Here is a 13,348-nt window from a genome sequence, read left to right as displayed (position 1 = left end):
GCCATGAGTAACGGCGTCGCATTACCGTTCGACATTCAGAAAAATCCAAACCCGGCAACGGCCAGCGAGCGGGAAACCCTGCTGCAGAATCCGGGCTTTGGACGCATATTCACCGATCACATGGCGACGATCCACTATTCGCAGGATCGCGGTTGGCACAGCGCCAAGATCGAGCCGCGCAAGGCACTGGCTCTCGATCCCGCGACCGTGGTGCTCCACTATGCGCAGGAAATCTTCGAAGGCATGAAGGCCTACCATCTGCCTGACGGCGGAGCCGCATTGTTCCGCCCCAGCGCCAATGCGCGGCGTTTCCACAATTCGGCCGAGCGCTTGGCCATGCCGACCCTGCCTGAGGATCTCTTTGTCGAATCCGTGCGGGAACTGGTGAAGATCGATCGCGACTGGATTCCGACCGCCGAGGGCGCATCGCTCTATCTCCGGCCGTTCATGATCGGCTCTGAAGCCGCGCTCGGCACAAGGCCGGCGACCGACTACCTCTACTGCGTTATCGCCTCTCCGGTTGCCTCCTATTTCAAGGGTGGCGCGTCGGCTGTCACGCTTTGGCTTTCAGAGAATTTCACGCGTGCTGCTCCCGGCGGCACGGGCGCTGCCAAATGCGGCGGCAATTACGCTGCAAGCCTTTCCGCGCTTGCCGAAGGCCAGCGCGAGGGCTGCGAGCAGGTCGTCTTCCTCGATGCTGTCGAAAAGCGCTGGATCGAAGAGCTTGGCGGCATGAACATCTTCTTCGTCTTCGAAGACGGTTCTCTACAGACGCCGCCGCTGACCGGCACGATCCTGCCCGGCATCACGCGCGACTCGCTGATCAAGCTCGGGCGCGACATGGGCCTGACCGTTCGCGAGGAGCCCTATGCCATCGATCAATGGCAGGCCGATGTCGAGAGCGGGCGCCTGCGCGAAGCCTTTGCCTGCGGTACGGCAGCGGTGGTGACGCCGATCGGCAAGCTGAAGGGCCGCAAGCATGGCTTCACCATTGGCGACGGCAATGCCGGCCCCATAACGCTGCGCCTGAAGGCGGCGCTGACGGACATCCAGTTCGGCCGTGCCCCGGACAAGAACGAGTGGCTGGACCGGCTGTTCTAAGCCGGCGCAAGCGGATAATCGGCGCCCGGTGCCGACTGGGCGGTGGATCGATACTCGGCGGGAAGAATTGTCCCGCCGAGCTCTGACATGTGAGATCGCATCGTCACCCGAAACATCGGAGTTGTTATGATGAGCAACGCAAGCGAACGTCCCGGCGCCGAGCCGGGCGAGGAGATCGGCTTTGTCGGTCTCGGCGTCATGGGCCAGCCGATGGCACTCAATCTTGCAAGGGCCGGCACGCGGCTCGTCGTGTGGAACAGATCGCCGGCCGCAGCCGATCCGCTGCGTCAGGCCGGGGCGGCGGTTGCGACAAGTGTGGAGGACGTGTTTGAGCGGACGCGCATCGTGCTCCTGATGCTCGTCAATGAAGCAGTGCTGGATGAGGTGCTGCAGCGCGGCACGCCTGCATTCGCCAAGCTGGTTTCCGGGCACATCGTCGTTTCGATGGGGTCCAATCCACCCGACTACTCGCGCGGCCTTGCCGCCGAGATTGTTGCTGCGGGCGGCCGCTATGTGGAAGCGCCGGTATCGGGCTCGCGGAAGCCGGCCGAGATGGGACAGCTGGTCTCGCTGCTCGGTGGCGATCCGGAGGATGTTGCCGAAGTGCGGCCGCTGCTCGCCCCCATGTGCCGCGAAACGATCCTGTGCGGGCCGGTCGGCAACGCGCTCCTCATGAAGCTCGCCGTCAATCTCTATCTTTGCACGACGCTTGCCGGATTGGCCGAGGCGGCGCATTTCGCAAGCCGGAATGGGCTCGATCTCTCCACCTTCCAGGCGGCGATCGATTCCGGTCCGATGGCCAGCGATCTGACGCGCGTGAAGATCCCGAAGCTGATCGCCGGCGACTTTTCCGTGCAGGCGGCGACAGCCGATGCCTTCAACAGCACCAATCTGATTGCGCAGGCGGCGCGGGCTGCCGGCATGGCGTCGCCGGTGCTCGATCTGTGTCGTGCGCTCTATGGAGAAAGTGTCGAGCTTGGTAACGGCAGGCTCGATATGTCCTCCGTTTTGAAGGCAATCGAAGCGCGCACCGCGGCGCTTGGTCGCTCCTAGGAAACGGCCTGGGAATGCCTATGTTGAGCTGAGACTTAGACAGGTATTCCCGAAAGGAAGATCGACATGTCTGCCCCTACGGACAGCAATCTATTTCAGAAGCTCGGATTGAAGCATCCATTGATCGTTGCCCCGATGGCCGGCGGTCCCTCGTCTTCAGATCTCGTGGCCGCCGCCTCGGCTGCGGGCGCGCTTGGCGCCATGGGAGGCGCTTACTCCAACGCGGCGGCGATCGAGGCCTTTGCCGCTCAGGTGCGCCAGCGGACCGACAAGCCATTTGCGATCAATCTGTTCATTCCTCATTCAATCCCCGACGTCGCGCCGGATCAGTTGGAAAGGGCAGTCGAGGCAACGGCGGGTTATCGCGCGGAGCTGCAGTTGCCGCCGCCGCAGCTGAGTGCTCCTTATGAAGAGGATTTCGACGTGCAGTTCGAAGCCGTGCTGCGCATTAACCCGGCCTGCTTCAGCTTCGTCTTCGGGTTGCTGCCCGCCGATCATGTCCGCGCGGCAAAGAAGGCGGGCATCCCGCTGATCGGCACCGCGACGACACCGGAAGAGGCGAGGGCGCTTGAAGATAGCGGTGTCGACGCAATCACGCTACAGGGTTTCGAGGCTGGTGGCCATCGTGGCATCTTCGATGCCCATGCGTCGGACCCGGCAATCAACTTGCACGATCTTCTGGCGCAAAGCGTCGGAAAAATCCGCGTGCCCCTGATCGCGGCCGGCGGCATCATGACGGCCGGCGATGTTCGCGCGGCTCTGCAGGCCGGTGCGCAAGCCGTGCAGGTGGGCACCGCTTTCTTGGCCTGCGCGGAAGCCGGGACGTCTGCACCCTATCGGGCGAAACTTCTGGCAACGCCGGAGCGCAGGACACGCACGACGCGCACCTTTTCCGGCCGTTTTGCCCGTGGCCTCGAAAACCGCTTCATGGATGAGATGGAGACGAAGGGCGCTGCCATCCTTCCCTTTCCTGCGCAGAACAAATTCACGCGGGATATTCGGGGCGCATCGACCGCCAAGGGCTCGGCCGATTTCCTGTCGCTCTGGGCCGGGACCGGCAAGGGTGAGCTTTGGCAGGGAAGTGCGGCCGCGCTGATCGATCGTCTTTTCGAGCAGTGATCCCGTATTGGGCGATCTTTGCGCGCCAAAAGCAAAGGAGCCGGCAAGCCGGCTCCAATTCATGCAAACAGGTTGAGGCCAGCCTCGATTATTCCATGCCGAGTGCGGCCATGTAGGTCTGCAGGATGGATTCTTCTTCCAGGCGCTCGTTGGCGTCCTTCTTGCGAAGACGAATGATGGTGCGGATCGCCTTGGTGTCGTAGCCACGACCCTTGGCTTCGCCCATGACATCCTTGATGTCGCTGCCGATCGCGGCCTTTTCTTCTTCCAGACGTTCGATCCGTTCGATGAACTGACGCAGTTCCGCTGCGGCTACATTCTCAACGCTGCTCTCTTCCATGCACTTCTCCTAAAGGGTCCTAGAGGGTCGCTTGAAGCCGGTTGCAAATGTGATCGGCGGGTCTACCGATGCTGCCTTCGCTTCAGGGCTTGCGCGGGATTTCGAATTCGATTGGGCAGTTGAACTGCCGCGAATGAAGCGGAAGGTCAAGCCGTATTGGCCAAAGCGAGACTATTCTTTCGGCTTGTTCTGTTCGAAAGCGGCTTTTTGCACAGCCGAGGCTTCGCCTTGATGCAGGTTCTTCCAATCCTCATAGGGCATGCCGTAGACCATCTCGCGCGACTCGTCCTTGCTGACGGGCAAGCCCGATTCCTCGGCTGCTTCGCGGTACCAGTTGGACAGGCAATTGCGGCAAAAGCCGGCGAGATTCATCAGGTCGATGTTCTGAACATCGCTGCGTTCGCGCAGGTGCGCCACAAGACGGCGGAAGGCAGCGGCTTCCAACTCGGTCTGTTGTTCCTCGGTCAGCGTGCTCATCTCTCTTCTCCTCGATTCGCTCGCCGCATCATGCCTCGTAGGGACCTGTGCGCGACGGATATCGCTTGTATTCGTGCAGTGCCGGATCGGCATTCATCTCGGCGAAGATCTGGGTGAGCCGATCGGCCCATTCGACGATGCCGGCCTCGTCGCCGATCAGATCCTGGCGAACCTCCAGCAGCGCATGTGGGATACCCGTCTTCATGCAATGGCGAAACATGGTGTCGTTTCGCAATGCGCCGTCGTAAGGCTCGTTGTCGCCAATGACGAGATCGGTATCGGCACCGAGTTTTGCAAGGAGCGGCGCGACTGCGCGATCGTCGCTGTCCCAGAGCACGCTCGCATGCCAGGGTCTCGCGACACCCTTCCAAGCCGGCGTGAAGGAATGCATCGACAGGACAAGCGGCGCCTTGCCTGTTGCTTCGGCCACCGAGGCGATCGTTTCCTCGACGGCACGGTGATAGGGCCGGTGGAATGCCTCGATGCGGTAGTTCCATTCCTCGTCGGTGATGGGGTGATTGCCCGGAATGATCGCGCCGTCGGAGATCTTCATGATCAGGGTGGGGTCGTCCTCGCCGCGGTTCGGATCGATCAGCAGGCGGGAAAAGCCGCCAAGCACGCCTGGCACATCAAGCCTCTCGCAGAGGCGGCGGCACAGGCTTTCGATGCCGATATCGTAGGCGATGTGTCGAGAAAAGGCGGTTTCCGGTAGCCCCAGGCGGCCATAACGCTCGGGCAGATGCCGCATGGCATGATCTCCGAGAATGACCATGCCTTTGTCACGATTGCCGGATAGGATTTCAAAAGATCTGAAGTCGGTCATGTGGATTGTCGATTATTGTATTTTCAACTCTTTGTTTGATTGCATGCGCGGATGGAAGGTGCAAGGTTCGCAGCTTCGATCGGATGAAGAGCGGCGCGGGATGCCGTCACCATCCCGTGAAGAAAATATAATCGATTAGAGTTGCGTTGACATTCATGGGATGGCAGCGCAAGAAGACGCAACGACGAATAACCGGGAGCCAATTGGAAGCCGTGTCCAGCCAAGTCGCGCCAAGTTTCGTTAAGCGGTCAGGTCCGCTCAGCCGAATCGCCTTTCTCATCCTTGCTGCGGCAGCGCCGTTTTTCTTCATGCCGAATGCGGCTCGCGCCGATTTCCGAACGTGCAACGGCACACAGAATCTCGTCGGCGTGGCCATCGGCTATCGGGCAAAGGAAGGCTGGGTAACCGAGGGCTGGTGGCAAATTCCGGCCAATACCTGCGCCACTTTGATCGAGGGACCGCTCCAGTCCCGCTATTATTACCTCTACGCAGAAGACGCGGCTCGCGGTGGCCGATGGGTGGGCGACGTCGAAATGTGCGTGGCGGAAAACGAATTTAAAATCCCAGGCGTGAAGGACTGCTACGCTCGTGGCTACCAGAAGATGGGATTCAAGGAATACGACACGGGGCGTCAGGCGAGTTGGATGGTTCAGCTCTCCGATACCCCGGGCAGCCAGGAAAGCCAGAACTGATGAGACGCAACAGAAAAGTCAAAATCCTCGCCACGCTCGGCCCGGCCTCCTCATCGGAGGAGATGATCCAGAAGCTTCATGAAGCCGGCGCAGACCTGTTCCGCATCAACATGAGCCATGCCAGCCATGATGTGATGCGCGCGGTCATTCAGCGCATTCGCGCCGTCGAAAGCCGTTGCGGCCGTCCGATCGGTATTCTCGCTGACTTGCAGGGTCCCAAGCTGCGCGTCGGCAAGTTTGCCGAAGGCAAGGTCGATCTGAAGCCCGGCCAGACCTTTACGCTCGACAATCAGGACACGCCCGGCGACAACACCCGCGTTTTCCTTCCGCATCCGGAAATTCTGGAATCGGTCCAGCCTGGCCACCGCCTGCTGATCGACGATGGCAAGCTGGCGCTACGTGCCGAAAAATGCGACGGCAAGAGCATCGTCACGACTGTTATTTCCGGCACGAAGATTTCGGATCGCAAGGGCGTCAGCCTGCCCGATACGCTGCTCGGCGTTGGCGCTTTGACCGAGAAGGACCGTATCGACCTCGATGCCGTTCTCGCCACCAACGAAGTCGACTGGGTCGCCCTTTCCTTCATTCAGCGCCCTGAAGACCTGACGGAAGTTCGCAAGATCTCCCACGGCCGCGTCGGCCTGATGTCGAAGATCGAAAAGCCGCAGGCCGTCGAGCGCATTGAGGAAATCATCGAGCTTTCCGACGCCTTGATGGTGGCTCGCGGCGACCTTGGCGTCGAAATGCCGCTCGAATCCGTTCCCGGTATCCAGAAGCAGCTGATCCGCGCCTGCCGCCGTTCCGGTAAGCCCGTGGTCGTTGCCACCCAGATGCTGGAATCGATGATCTCTTCGCCGGTTCCGACCCGCGCTGAAGTCTCCGACGTTGCAACCGCCGTCTTCGAAGGCGCCGATGCCGTCATGCTCTCGGCTGAATCCGCATCTGGCGACTATCCGGTTGAAGCCGTGTCGACGATGGCTTCCATCGCCAGCACCATCGAGCGCGAGCCGCATTATCCGGGCATCATCTACGCCCAGCGTGCCCAGCCCGAAGCAACCGGTGCCGACGCAATCTCGCTGGCAGCGCGCCAGATCGCCGAAACGCTGAAACTTGCCGCCATCGTCTGTTACACGTCTTCCGGGACAACAGGCCTGCGCGCCTCGCGCGAGCGCCCGCAGGTATCGATCCTTGCGCTGTCGCCGAGCATTCAGACGGCGCGCCGTCTTTCGGTCGTATGGGGTCTGCATTGCGTCGTCACGCATGACGCGACCGATCCGGACGACATGGTCAACAATGCCTGCCGCATCGTTGCCGATGAAGGCTTCGGCAAGCCCGGCGACCGGATCATCATTTCCGCCGGCGTACCGCTCGGCACGCCCGGCGCCACCAATATGCTGCGCATCGCCTATATCGGTTCGGACGGCCAGTCCGGCGTGTGATTGCCGACATCCGATTGCGGCAGCACTTGAACCATCCGAAACCCGCTGTCGAAAGACGGCGGGTTTTTTCTTGAAGCCAAATTGCCTGCAATTCCCCCAAGCAGGCGGATTGAGAAGGAGATATGCCAATGAAAGTCGGATTTATCGGATTAGGGCAGATGGGCAGCGCCATGGCGGCCAATCTTCTGAAGGCTGGCCACGAGGTGACAGTCTATAATCGTTCGCGCGACAAGGCAGAGGCTTTGGCCGGCGAGGGCGCGAAGGTCGCGGCGACGGTCGCGGATGCCTGCGGCGGCGATGCCGTCTTCACGATGCTCGCTCATGACGACGCGCTGTCGGCTGTCGTTCATGGCGATGGCGGCGTGCTCGCAAGCCTGGGCAAGGGCGCCGTCCACATCTCCGCGAGCACGATCAGCGTCGCCATGTCCGAGCGGCTAACCAGGGACCATGCAGCAGCGGGTCAGCGCTTCGTCGCCGCGCCGGTTTTCGGCAGGCCGGAAGCGGCTGCCGCCGCGAAACTATTTGTCGCCGCTGCCGGCGCACCGGATGCCATAGAGACGGTCACGCCGCTTTTCGAGGCTATTGGCCAGCGCACTTTCGTTCTCGGCGAAGAACCCAAGTCTGCCAATCTCGTCAAACTCAGCGGCAATTTCCTTATCGCCTCTGTCATCGAGTCGCTGGGCGAAGCCATGGCGTTGGTCGAAAAGGGTGGCGTCGACAGGCATGCCTATCTCGATCTGCTGACATCGACACTGTTCAACGCGCCCGTCTACAAGACCTATGGCGGGCTGATCGCCGACCGCAAGTTCAAGCCAGCCGGTTTCACCGCGCCGCTTGGCCAGAAGGATATCAGATTGGCACTGGCGGCCGGTGAGGCGTTGAACGTGCCGCTGCCGCTTGCAAGCCTGTTGCGCGACCGGTTCCTGAACCTGCTTGCCCATGGCGGCGAAGAGCTCGACTGGTCGGCGATCGGCGCGCTTGCGGCGAAGGATGCTGGGTTGGTGGACTAACCTCCGACTGCTTGCAAAAGCGTGAGATGCATGCAAATTTCCTGGCTCGAAGAGGAGGAAACCATGCATCTCACCACGCTGCTAGCCTTCGCCGCCGTCTCCTTCATTGGTATCGCGACACCCGGGCCAACCGTGCTTCTGGCGCTGACGAACGGCTCGCGCTTCGGCGTCAGGCGGGCCTTGCCGGGTATGATCGGCGCCGTCCTTTCCGATGCTGTCCTGATCAGTGCCGTCGCCATCGGTCTTGGAGCCTTGCTTGCCGCCTCCGAATTCTGGTTCTCGGCTCTGAAATGGGTGGGTGCAGCCTATCTCGCCTTTCTCGGCATCATGATGTTGCGCTCCAAGGGGACGATCGACGGGGCCTTGCAGGCCAGCGCGAGCCAGCCGAAGGGAACGGCCTTTGCCATTGGCCTGAAGAGCTTTATGGTCGCCGTCACCAACCCCAAGGGCTACCTTTTCTTCTCGGCCTTCCTGCCGCAATTCATCGATCCCGCCACGCCGCAATTGCAGCAATATGTGATCCTTGGCGCCATCTTCGCCTCGCTCGATTTTGTGATCATGTTCGGCTACGCGGTTTTCGGGTCGCAGGCTGTGCGGGTGCTGAAATCAGAGGGAGCGAAGTGGCTCGAGCGTGCCTGTGGTGGCGCGCTTCTGGCTCTTGCTGGATCGCTGGCGCTTTATCGCCGCGCCTCGAATTGACTCACTGAAGGCTCAGTGCCGCTTCGAAGACCTCGGTATCGACATTGCCGCCCGATGTGACGGCGATCACCGTGTCGCCGTCGATATGCTTGCCGTGGAAGAGGGCCGCGGCCAGCGCGACGGCGCCGCCCGGTTCCACGACGATCTTCAAGCGGGTGAAGGCGAGCGCCATGGCCTTCTGGGCCTCTTCATCGGTTACGACAAGGCCGGGGCCGCAGAGGCGTTTCAGGATCGGGAAGGTGATGTTGCCCGGCTGCGGCGTGATGATGGCGTCGCAGATCGAACCCTCCATCGCGGCATTGCGCTCGATCTTGCCCGATGCCAGCGAGCGGGTGGTGTCGTCGAAATTCTTCGGCTCGCACGGGCGCACCTTGAAGCCCGGTGCCCTGGATTCCAGCGCCAGCGCGATCCCCGAAGTCAGGCCGCCGCCGCCGCACGGGACGAGTACGCTTGCGGCTTCGATACCTTCCTCTGCCGCCTGTTCGGCAATCTCCAGGCCGGTCGTTCCCTGGCCGGCGATGACCTGCGGCTCGTCGAAAGGCTTGATCAGTGTCAGGCTGCGCTCTTTCGAAAGGCGCGCGCCGATCTCGTCGCGATCCTCCTTTACACGGTCATAGAGCACGACTTCGGCGCGGAAGGCGCGAGTATTGGCGATCTTCAGCCGGGGAGCGTCCGTCGGCATGATGATGACGGCGGGGATGCCATGCAGCCGGGCCGCCAGCGCCACGCCCTGCGCGTGGTTGCCGGATGAGAAAGCAATGACGCCTCGGGCACGCACGGAAGGTTCCAGCGCCGACACGGCCGACCAGCCGCCGCGAAACTTGAAGGAGCCGGAATGCTGCAGGCATTCGGCCTTTACGAACAATTTGCGCCCGGCAATTTCTTCAAGGAAAGGCGAGGAGAGAAGCGGCGTACGCCGCGCGCGGCCACCGAGGCGAACGCGGGCGGCTTCGATCATTGCGATATCGACCATTAGGGATCACTCTTCTGCTGCAGAAAGACCTTCCATGCATAGAGCTCCCGACCTCGCTTTAAAATAAGGGGATTGTCTCCATGACACTTCAATCCGCGCCCGGCAGCGAGAGATGGCCGACATTGTAAAGCTGGATGCTCGATGCCGGTATGTCTGACGGCGGATTGGCCAGCAGGCGGAAGCGCACCAGCGTCCAGCGTGTCGGCTCGAAGGCGACGACCGAGGCGAGCACATCCTCGCGTGATAGCGCGGCAGCGGCGGCGTCGCTCTCTTTGCGGCGAAGCTCGGACAGAGACTGATCCGGTTCGATTGCCACCAACTCGCGTTTGGCGAACTTGGCGTTGCCAACATCCGCTGAAGTCCCGGCATGCCAGACGATCCAGCTGTTCACCTGAGGTCTGCCGAAGCTCTCGGTCACAGCCTGGAAGCCGGGACCGCAGATAAAATCACTTTGCGCCTCTTCTTCGTGCCAGACATAAAAAGGCGCGTAGAGGTTTTCCCTGCTCCTGGTGACTGGATCGCCCTTTCTGGCGGTAAGGTAGGCCTTGAACTTCAAGCCGGGGAGGTTGTCGAGCAGGGGCCCCTTGTCGCGGATGCGGCGATCGATGATCGCCATGTCGTAATCCGCCGGAAGGGAGAAATTATACTGCATGGCGATCATTGGTCACTCCTCTAGCCAGGTGACGGCGCTGCCGCCCTGGGCTGCCTGTATGCTGATATAGGCGAAAGTGCTTTCCGGTGCAGCACCATGCCGATGACGTTCGTTCGGCGCGAAGGTGATGCAATCGCCGGCCCGCAATTCCTCAGCCGAGGCGCCGAAGCGTTCGGCCAGTCCAACGCCGGAAAGCACGTAGAGAATCTGGCCATGCGGATGCGTGTGCCAACGGCTCATGACACCGGGTTCCAGCGTGCAGCGCATGGCCGTGAGGTCGCCGTCCTCGCTGCCTTCGACCAGTGCTTCCACCCAGAAGGGTGCGGTGGCGATGCCGGCCGGCGAAGGTCGTATATTCGTGCCGGCGCGGTGGATCGCGGATGATTGGCGAGATATGGTTTGCGGCATGGCGGTCAGCTCTGTTCGATCATCTGCGCACGGCCATCCGCAAAGGACCAGTCCTCGCGCGTAGCCGTCGTGATGGTGATCATGATGTCCTCCGGGCGGACGCCAGGTGCTTCGCCAAGAAGCTCGGCTGCCCGGCGGTAGAAAGCCTTCTTGACTTCGGTGCTACGCGGCTTGCCGGTCGTGACATCGAAGAAGACGTAGTCGTCCGAGCGCGGGTTGCTGGCGAAGTAGGTCCGGTCGAAGATCAATTCATGCGGTTCCAGCTGATGGATTGCATGAAACCGATCGGCGGCGGGCACGTCGAATGTTTCGACCATGGCGCGGTGAAAATTGTCCGACAGAGCCTTCAGATATTCGGGCGACTTGCCGCGAAGAAGGGTGATGCGGGTGAAAGGCATGGGACGCTCCTGTTTCTGTGTCACTTGACGAACATAGAATGCCATTGGATAATCATCCTGAAAATCAGATAATTATGGATCAATGATCCTGAAAATGTGGACGATTCCCTATGCGGAAGATTATCTTCGATCTCGATGTTTTGCGCAGCTTCGTCACCGGCATGGAGCTTGGCAGCTTTGCCAAGGCGGCAGACCGGCTCGGGCGCTCCACGTCGGCGATCAGCGCTCAACTCAAGAAACTGGAGGAGCAGGCGGGCACGCCCATCTTCCGCAAGGCCGGGCGCGGACTGGCGCTGACCGAAGCCGGCGAGACCATGCTTGCCTATTCCCGGCGGTTGCTGGATCTGAACGACGAGGCGGCGACGGCAATCCATGGTGCCGAACTGGAGGGTTGGGTGCGGCTCGGCCTGCAGGAAGATTTCGGCGAGACGCTGCTGCCTGATGTGCTGGGCCGCTTCGCGCGTGCGCATCCGAAGGTCCGAATCGAGGCGCGCGTTGTGCGCAACGCGGAGCTGGTCGAGCGCGTGACGTCAGGCAAGCTCGATCTGGCGCTCGCATGGAGCGATGGTTTTCGCACCGAACACACGGATCGCATCGCCGAGGTGCCGCTGTGCTGGGTCGGTCCGGCGCAAGGCGCGGTGCAATGGCATGCCGATAGTGGCGAGGTCATGCCACTGGCCTCGCTCGAGGCGCCGTGCCTTCTGCGAAATATCGCCGTCAAGACACTCGACCGGGCCGGTATCGGCTGGCGCATTTCCTTCGTCAGCCCTAGCCTCGGTGGCCTTTGGGCCGCAACGGCTGCGGGGCTTGGCCTGGCCATTCGCACGCCGCTCGGCTTGCCCAACAAAGTCCGGCAATTGACGACGGGCGAAGCGGGGCTGCCCTCCTTGCCGAAGCTGGATCTCGTGTTGCATCGCGCTGAGATTGACGCGAGCCCGGCGACAGAGCGGTTGGCATCGATCATTCTGCAGGCGGTGCGGCAGACGATCGACGCCGTGCCGCAGAGCCGGATATTTGAGGATGCGCCTGACTACGATGTCGTCACGGCCTGAGACGAGGATTCTCGTCCGGAGGTCTCACCTGTCAGGCCGGCGATCCGATTTTCCGCCTGCGCCGCCAATGTCTGTAGGTCGCGCGGCTGGCCCGCCAGCCGTTCCATGGCGGCGATCGCAACATCCGTGGTGACGTAGTCGGGCTTGTGGCCGAGATTGCGGATGGTGACGAGTTCGGAACCGGGAATGTCCCGCGCCAGACCGCGCGAATGCAGCTCTTCCAATACGATGTCGTCGCTGTCACCGGTGATGATAATGGTCGGCGCCTTGATCTCGCGATAGCGCGGCGCATGGGCGGAGACATAGGAGAAGAGGTTGACGACATCGGCCGCATTGTTGCGGAAGGTCTGCGGCCGCAGCACCAGTTCCGGCGCTGTCTTTGCGATGTAATCCGCAGGCCGCTTGTTTGGATGGAAGATGCTGAGCGTGCCGTTCTCGACCCGGCGCAAGCCAATCGGCATGACCAGCAGTCTTGTGAACAGCCAGCCGAAGACGGGCATGGCGGCCAGCGTGTAGTACCAATCGACACCGCCGGGCCAGGGATGCGTCGCGGGCGCCAGGAAGAGTAATCCCTCAGTTTTCTCGGGGTGGCGCATGCCGAAGGCGGCGGCGATAGCGCCGCCAAAGGAGTGGCCGATGATGATGGCGCTCTTGATGCCAAGCTTGTCCATCAGTTTGGCGATGGCATCCGCTTGACCTGAGGGAAGGGCGTTTTCCGCCGTTCCGCGCTCGGAATAACCATGGCCGGGCCGGTCGACGAACAGCATCTCCGCACGACCGCTCAAGGGGGCGGCAAAGGCTTCGAACTGATCGCGCAGATTGCCGCTGGCGCCGTGGATGAAAACCAGGGCAGGGAGATCCGACGTGGCCGGGCGCGGCAGGTGCACGGCGTTCAGATTATAGCCGCCGACATCGGTAAGCTCACCAATATTGGGATAGGTTCGCTCGATGGCGCGCGTCTTATAGGCGGAAAAGCCTGCGGCAGTCAGAAGAAACAGAGCGATGGTGGCGAACAGGGAATCGATCATTGCAGCACTATTCAAATATCGTCAGCTACTAATCTAGCGCGATCCCGCAGGTTTTCATCCCCTTTTTGGTGTGGTTTCGCCGGT

The 13,348-nt window shown here is 61.5% G+C and carries 16 protein-coding genes; 8 read left to right on the top strand and 8 right to left on the bottom strand.

Features of this window, described 5'->3' with window-relative positions; all coding sequences use genetic code 11:
* Positions 1-3: 3 nt before the first annotated feature.
* The 3 genes from ACQZ6F_RS11555 to ACQZ6F_RS11545 all read left to right on the top strand — a co-directional run bounded on the left by ACQZ6F_RS11555 (position 4) and on the right by ACQZ6F_RS11545 (position 3,273).
* Entirely contained in the window at positions 4-1,101 is a 1,098-nt protein-coding gene (locus ACQZ6F_RS11555) for a branched-chain amino acid aminotransferase (RefSeq protein ID WP_449091745.1), read from the top strand.
* Positions 1,102-1,230: 129 nt separating this feature from the next.
* Complete coding sequence (locus tag ACQZ6F_RS11550; protein WP_449091746.1) at positions 1,231-2,154, top strand: NAD(P)-dependent oxidoreductase; 924 nt, start codon at positions 1,231-1,233, stop codon at positions 2,152-2,154.
* Positions 2,155-2,220: 66 nt separating this feature from the next.
* On the top strand, positions 2,221-3,273 hold the full coding sequence (locus ACQZ6F_RS11545; protein ID WP_449091747.1) for an NAD(P)H-dependent flavin oxidoreductase: 1,053 nt from the start codon (positions 2,221-2,223) through the stop codon (positions 3,271-3,273).
* An 88-nt stretch (positions 3,274-3,361) separates the two neighbouring features.
* On the opposite strand, the gene ACQZ6F_RS11540 is transcribed toward ACQZ6F_RS11545, so the two are convergent.
* The 3 genes from ACQZ6F_RS11540 to ACQZ6F_RS11530 form a co-directional block, all read right to left on the bottom strand.
* Positions 3,362-3,613 (bottom strand): DUF2312 domain-containing protein, encoded by a 252-nt coding sequence (locus tag ACQZ6F_RS11540; protein ID WP_068400198.1) that lies wholly within the window; start codon positions 3,611-3,613, stop codon positions 3,362-3,364.
* Positions 3,614-3,784: 171 nt separating this feature from the next.
* Positions 3,785-4,090 (bottom strand): DUF1244 domain-containing protein, encoded by a 306-nt coding sequence (locus ACQZ6F_RS11535; protein WP_449091748.1) that lies wholly within the window; start codon positions 4,088-4,090, stop codon positions 3,785-3,787.
* 28 nt (positions 4,091-4,118) lie between these two features.
* The gene (locus ACQZ6F_RS11530) at positions 4,119-4,913 is read right to left on the bottom strand and encodes an N-formylglutamate amidohydrolase (protein ID WP_449091749.1); all 795 of its coding nucleotides are present in this window, start codon (positions 4,911-4,913) and stop codon (positions 4,119-4,121) included.
* Between the two features lie 203 nt (positions 4,914-5,116).
* Between ACQZ6F_RS11530 and ACQZ6F_RS11525 the strand changes: the two genes are divergently transcribed.
* The 4 genes from ACQZ6F_RS11525 to ACQZ6F_RS11510 all read left to right on the top strand — a co-directional run bounded on the left by ACQZ6F_RS11525 (position 5,117) and on the right by ACQZ6F_RS11510 (position 8,753).
* A complete protein-coding gene (locus tag ACQZ6F_RS11525; protein ID WP_068400525.1) occupies positions 5,117-5,605 on the top strand; it encodes a DUF1036 domain-containing protein in 489 nt (162 codons plus the stop codon).
* Complete coding sequence (pyk, locus tag ACQZ6F_RS11520; RefSeq protein ID WP_077469474.1) at positions 5,605-7,044, top strand: pyruvate kinase; 1,440 nt, start codon at positions 5,605-5,607, stop codon at positions 7,042-7,044. Before ACQZ6F_RS11525 ends, pyk begins: the two co-directional genes overlap by 1 nt.
* Positions 7,045-7,172: 128 nt before the next feature.
* Positions 7,173-8,054, top strand: a complete 882-nt coding sequence (locus ACQZ6F_RS11515; RefSeq protein WP_449091750.1) for an NAD(P)-dependent oxidoreductase — start codon at positions 7,173-7,175, stop codon at positions 8,052-8,054.
* Between the two features lie 63 nt (positions 8,055-8,117).
* A complete protein-coding gene (locus ACQZ6F_RS11510; protein ID WP_449092387.1) occupies positions 8,118-8,753 on the top strand; it encodes a LysE family translocator in 636 nt (211 codons plus the stop codon).
* Between the two features lies 1 nt (position 8,754).
* Here ACQZ6F_RS11510 and ACQZ6F_RS11505 read toward each other — a convergent pair whose 3' ends face one another.
* The 4 genes from ACQZ6F_RS11505 to ACQZ6F_RS11490 form a co-directional block, all read right to left on the bottom strand.
* On the bottom strand, positions 8,755-9,726 hold the full coding sequence (locus ACQZ6F_RS11505; RefSeq protein WP_449091751.1) for a threonine ammonia-lyase: 972 nt from the start codon (positions 9,724-9,726) through the stop codon (positions 8,755-8,757).
* 88 nt (positions 9,727-9,814) lie between these two features.
* Positions 9,815-10,387: a DUF4865 family protein gene (locus tag ACQZ6F_RS11500; protein ID WP_449091752.1), complete on the bottom strand. Its 573-nt coding sequence runs from the start codon at positions 10,385-10,387 to the stop codon at positions 9,815-9,817.
* 3 nt (positions 10,388-10,390) lie between these two features.
* Positions 10,391-10,786 carry a cupin domain-containing protein gene (locus ACQZ6F_RS11495; protein ID WP_449091753.1) on the bottom strand — a complete coding sequence of 132 codons (396 nt, stop codon included), beginning with the start codon at positions 10,784-10,786 and terminating at the stop codon, positions 10,391-10,393.
* Between the two features lie 5 nt (positions 10,787-10,791).
* Positions 10,792-11,184, bottom strand: a complete 393-nt coding sequence (locus ACQZ6F_RS11490) for a tautomerase family protein (RefSeq protein WP_077469479.1) — start codon at positions 11,182-11,184, stop codon at positions 10,792-10,794.
* A gap of 110 nt (positions 11,185-11,294) precedes the next feature.
* Here ACQZ6F_RS11490 and ACQZ6F_RS11485 point away from each other — a divergent pair, with 110 nt between their 5' ends.
* On the top strand, positions 11,295-12,236 hold the full coding sequence (locus ACQZ6F_RS11485) for a LysR substrate-binding domain-containing protein (protein ID WP_449091754.1): 942 nt from the start codon (positions 11,295-11,297) through the stop codon (positions 12,234-12,236).
* Here the strand turns inward: ACQZ6F_RS11485 and ACQZ6F_RS11480 are convergent.
* Entirely contained in the window at positions 12,215-13,264 is a 1,050-nt protein-coding gene (locus ACQZ6F_RS11480; RefSeq protein WP_449091755.1) for an alpha/beta fold hydrolase, read from the bottom strand. The two genes, ACQZ6F_RS11485 and ACQZ6F_RS11480, sit on opposite strands and share 22 nt — an antisense overlap.
* Positions 13,265-13,348 lie beyond the last annotated feature (84 nt).

The organism is Rhizobium sp. A22-96, from assembly GCF_053521805.1.
Note: the sequence above shows the minus strand (reverse complement) of the source record. Positions and strands in the feature narration are given on the sequence as shown.

Excerpts from the sequence above, each read along its gene's own strand:
- ACQZ6F_RS11530 (WP_449091749.1), bottom strand. The coding sequence starts at position 4,913 with ATGACCGACTTCAGATCTTTTGAAATCCTATCCGGCAATCGTGACAAA.
- ACQZ6F_RS11495 (WP_449091753.1), bottom strand. The coding sequence starts at position 10,786 with ATGCCGCAAACCATATCTCGCCAATCATCCGCGATCCACCGCGCCGGC.
- ACQZ6F_RS11485 (WP_449091754.1), top strand. The coding sequence starts at position 11,295 with ATGCGGAAGATTATCTTCGATCTCGATGTTTTGCGCAGCTTCGTCACC.
- ACQZ6F_RS11515 (WP_449091750.1), top strand. The coding sequence starts at position 7,173 with ATGAAAGTCGGATTTATCGGATTAGGGCAGATGGGCAGCGCCATGGCG.
- ACQZ6F_RS11500 (WP_449091752.1), bottom strand. The coding sequence starts at position 10,387 with ATGATCGCCATGCAGTATAATTTCTCCCTTCCGGCGGATTACGACATG.
- ACQZ6F_RS11510 (WP_449092387.1), top strand. The coding sequence starts at position 8,118 with ATGCATCTCACCACGCTGCTAGCCTTCGCCGCCGTCTCCTTCATTGGT.
- ACQZ6F_RS11490 (WP_077469479.1), bottom strand. The coding sequence starts at position 11,184 with ATGCCTTTCACCCGCATCACCCTTCTTCGCGGCAAGTCGCCCGAATAT.
- pyk (WP_077469474.1), top strand. The coding sequence starts at position 5,605 with ATGAGACGCAACAGAAAAGTCAAAATCCTCGCCACGCTCGGCCCGGCC.
- ACQZ6F_RS11480 (WP_449091755.1), bottom strand. The coding sequence starts at position 13,264 with ATGATCGATTCCCTGTTCGCCACCATCGCTCTGTTTCTTCTGACTGCC.
- ACQZ6F_RS11555 (WP_449091745.1), top strand. The coding sequence starts at position 4 with ATGAGTAACGGCGTCGCATTACCGTTCGACATTCAGAAAAATCCAAAC.
- ACQZ6F_RS11545 (WP_449091747.1), top strand. The coding sequence starts at position 2,221 with ATGTCTGCCCCTACGGACAGCAATCTATTTCAGAAGCTCGGATTGAAG.
- ACQZ6F_RS11540 (WP_068400198.1), bottom strand. The coding sequence starts at position 3,613 with ATGGAAGAGAGCAGCGTTGAGAATGTAGCCGCAGCGGAACTGCGTCAG.
- ACQZ6F_RS11535 (WP_449091748.1), bottom strand. The coding sequence starts at position 4,090 with ATGAGCACGCTGACCGAGGAACAACAGACCGAGTTGGAAGCCGCTGCC.
- ACQZ6F_RS11505 (WP_449091751.1), bottom strand. The coding sequence starts at position 9,726 with ATGGTCGATATCGCAATGATCGAAGCCGCCCGCGTTCGCCTCGGTGGC.
- ACQZ6F_RS11550 (WP_449091746.1), top strand. The coding sequence starts at position 1,231 with ATGAGCAACGCAAGCGAACGTCCCGGCGCCGAGCCGGGCGAGGAGATC.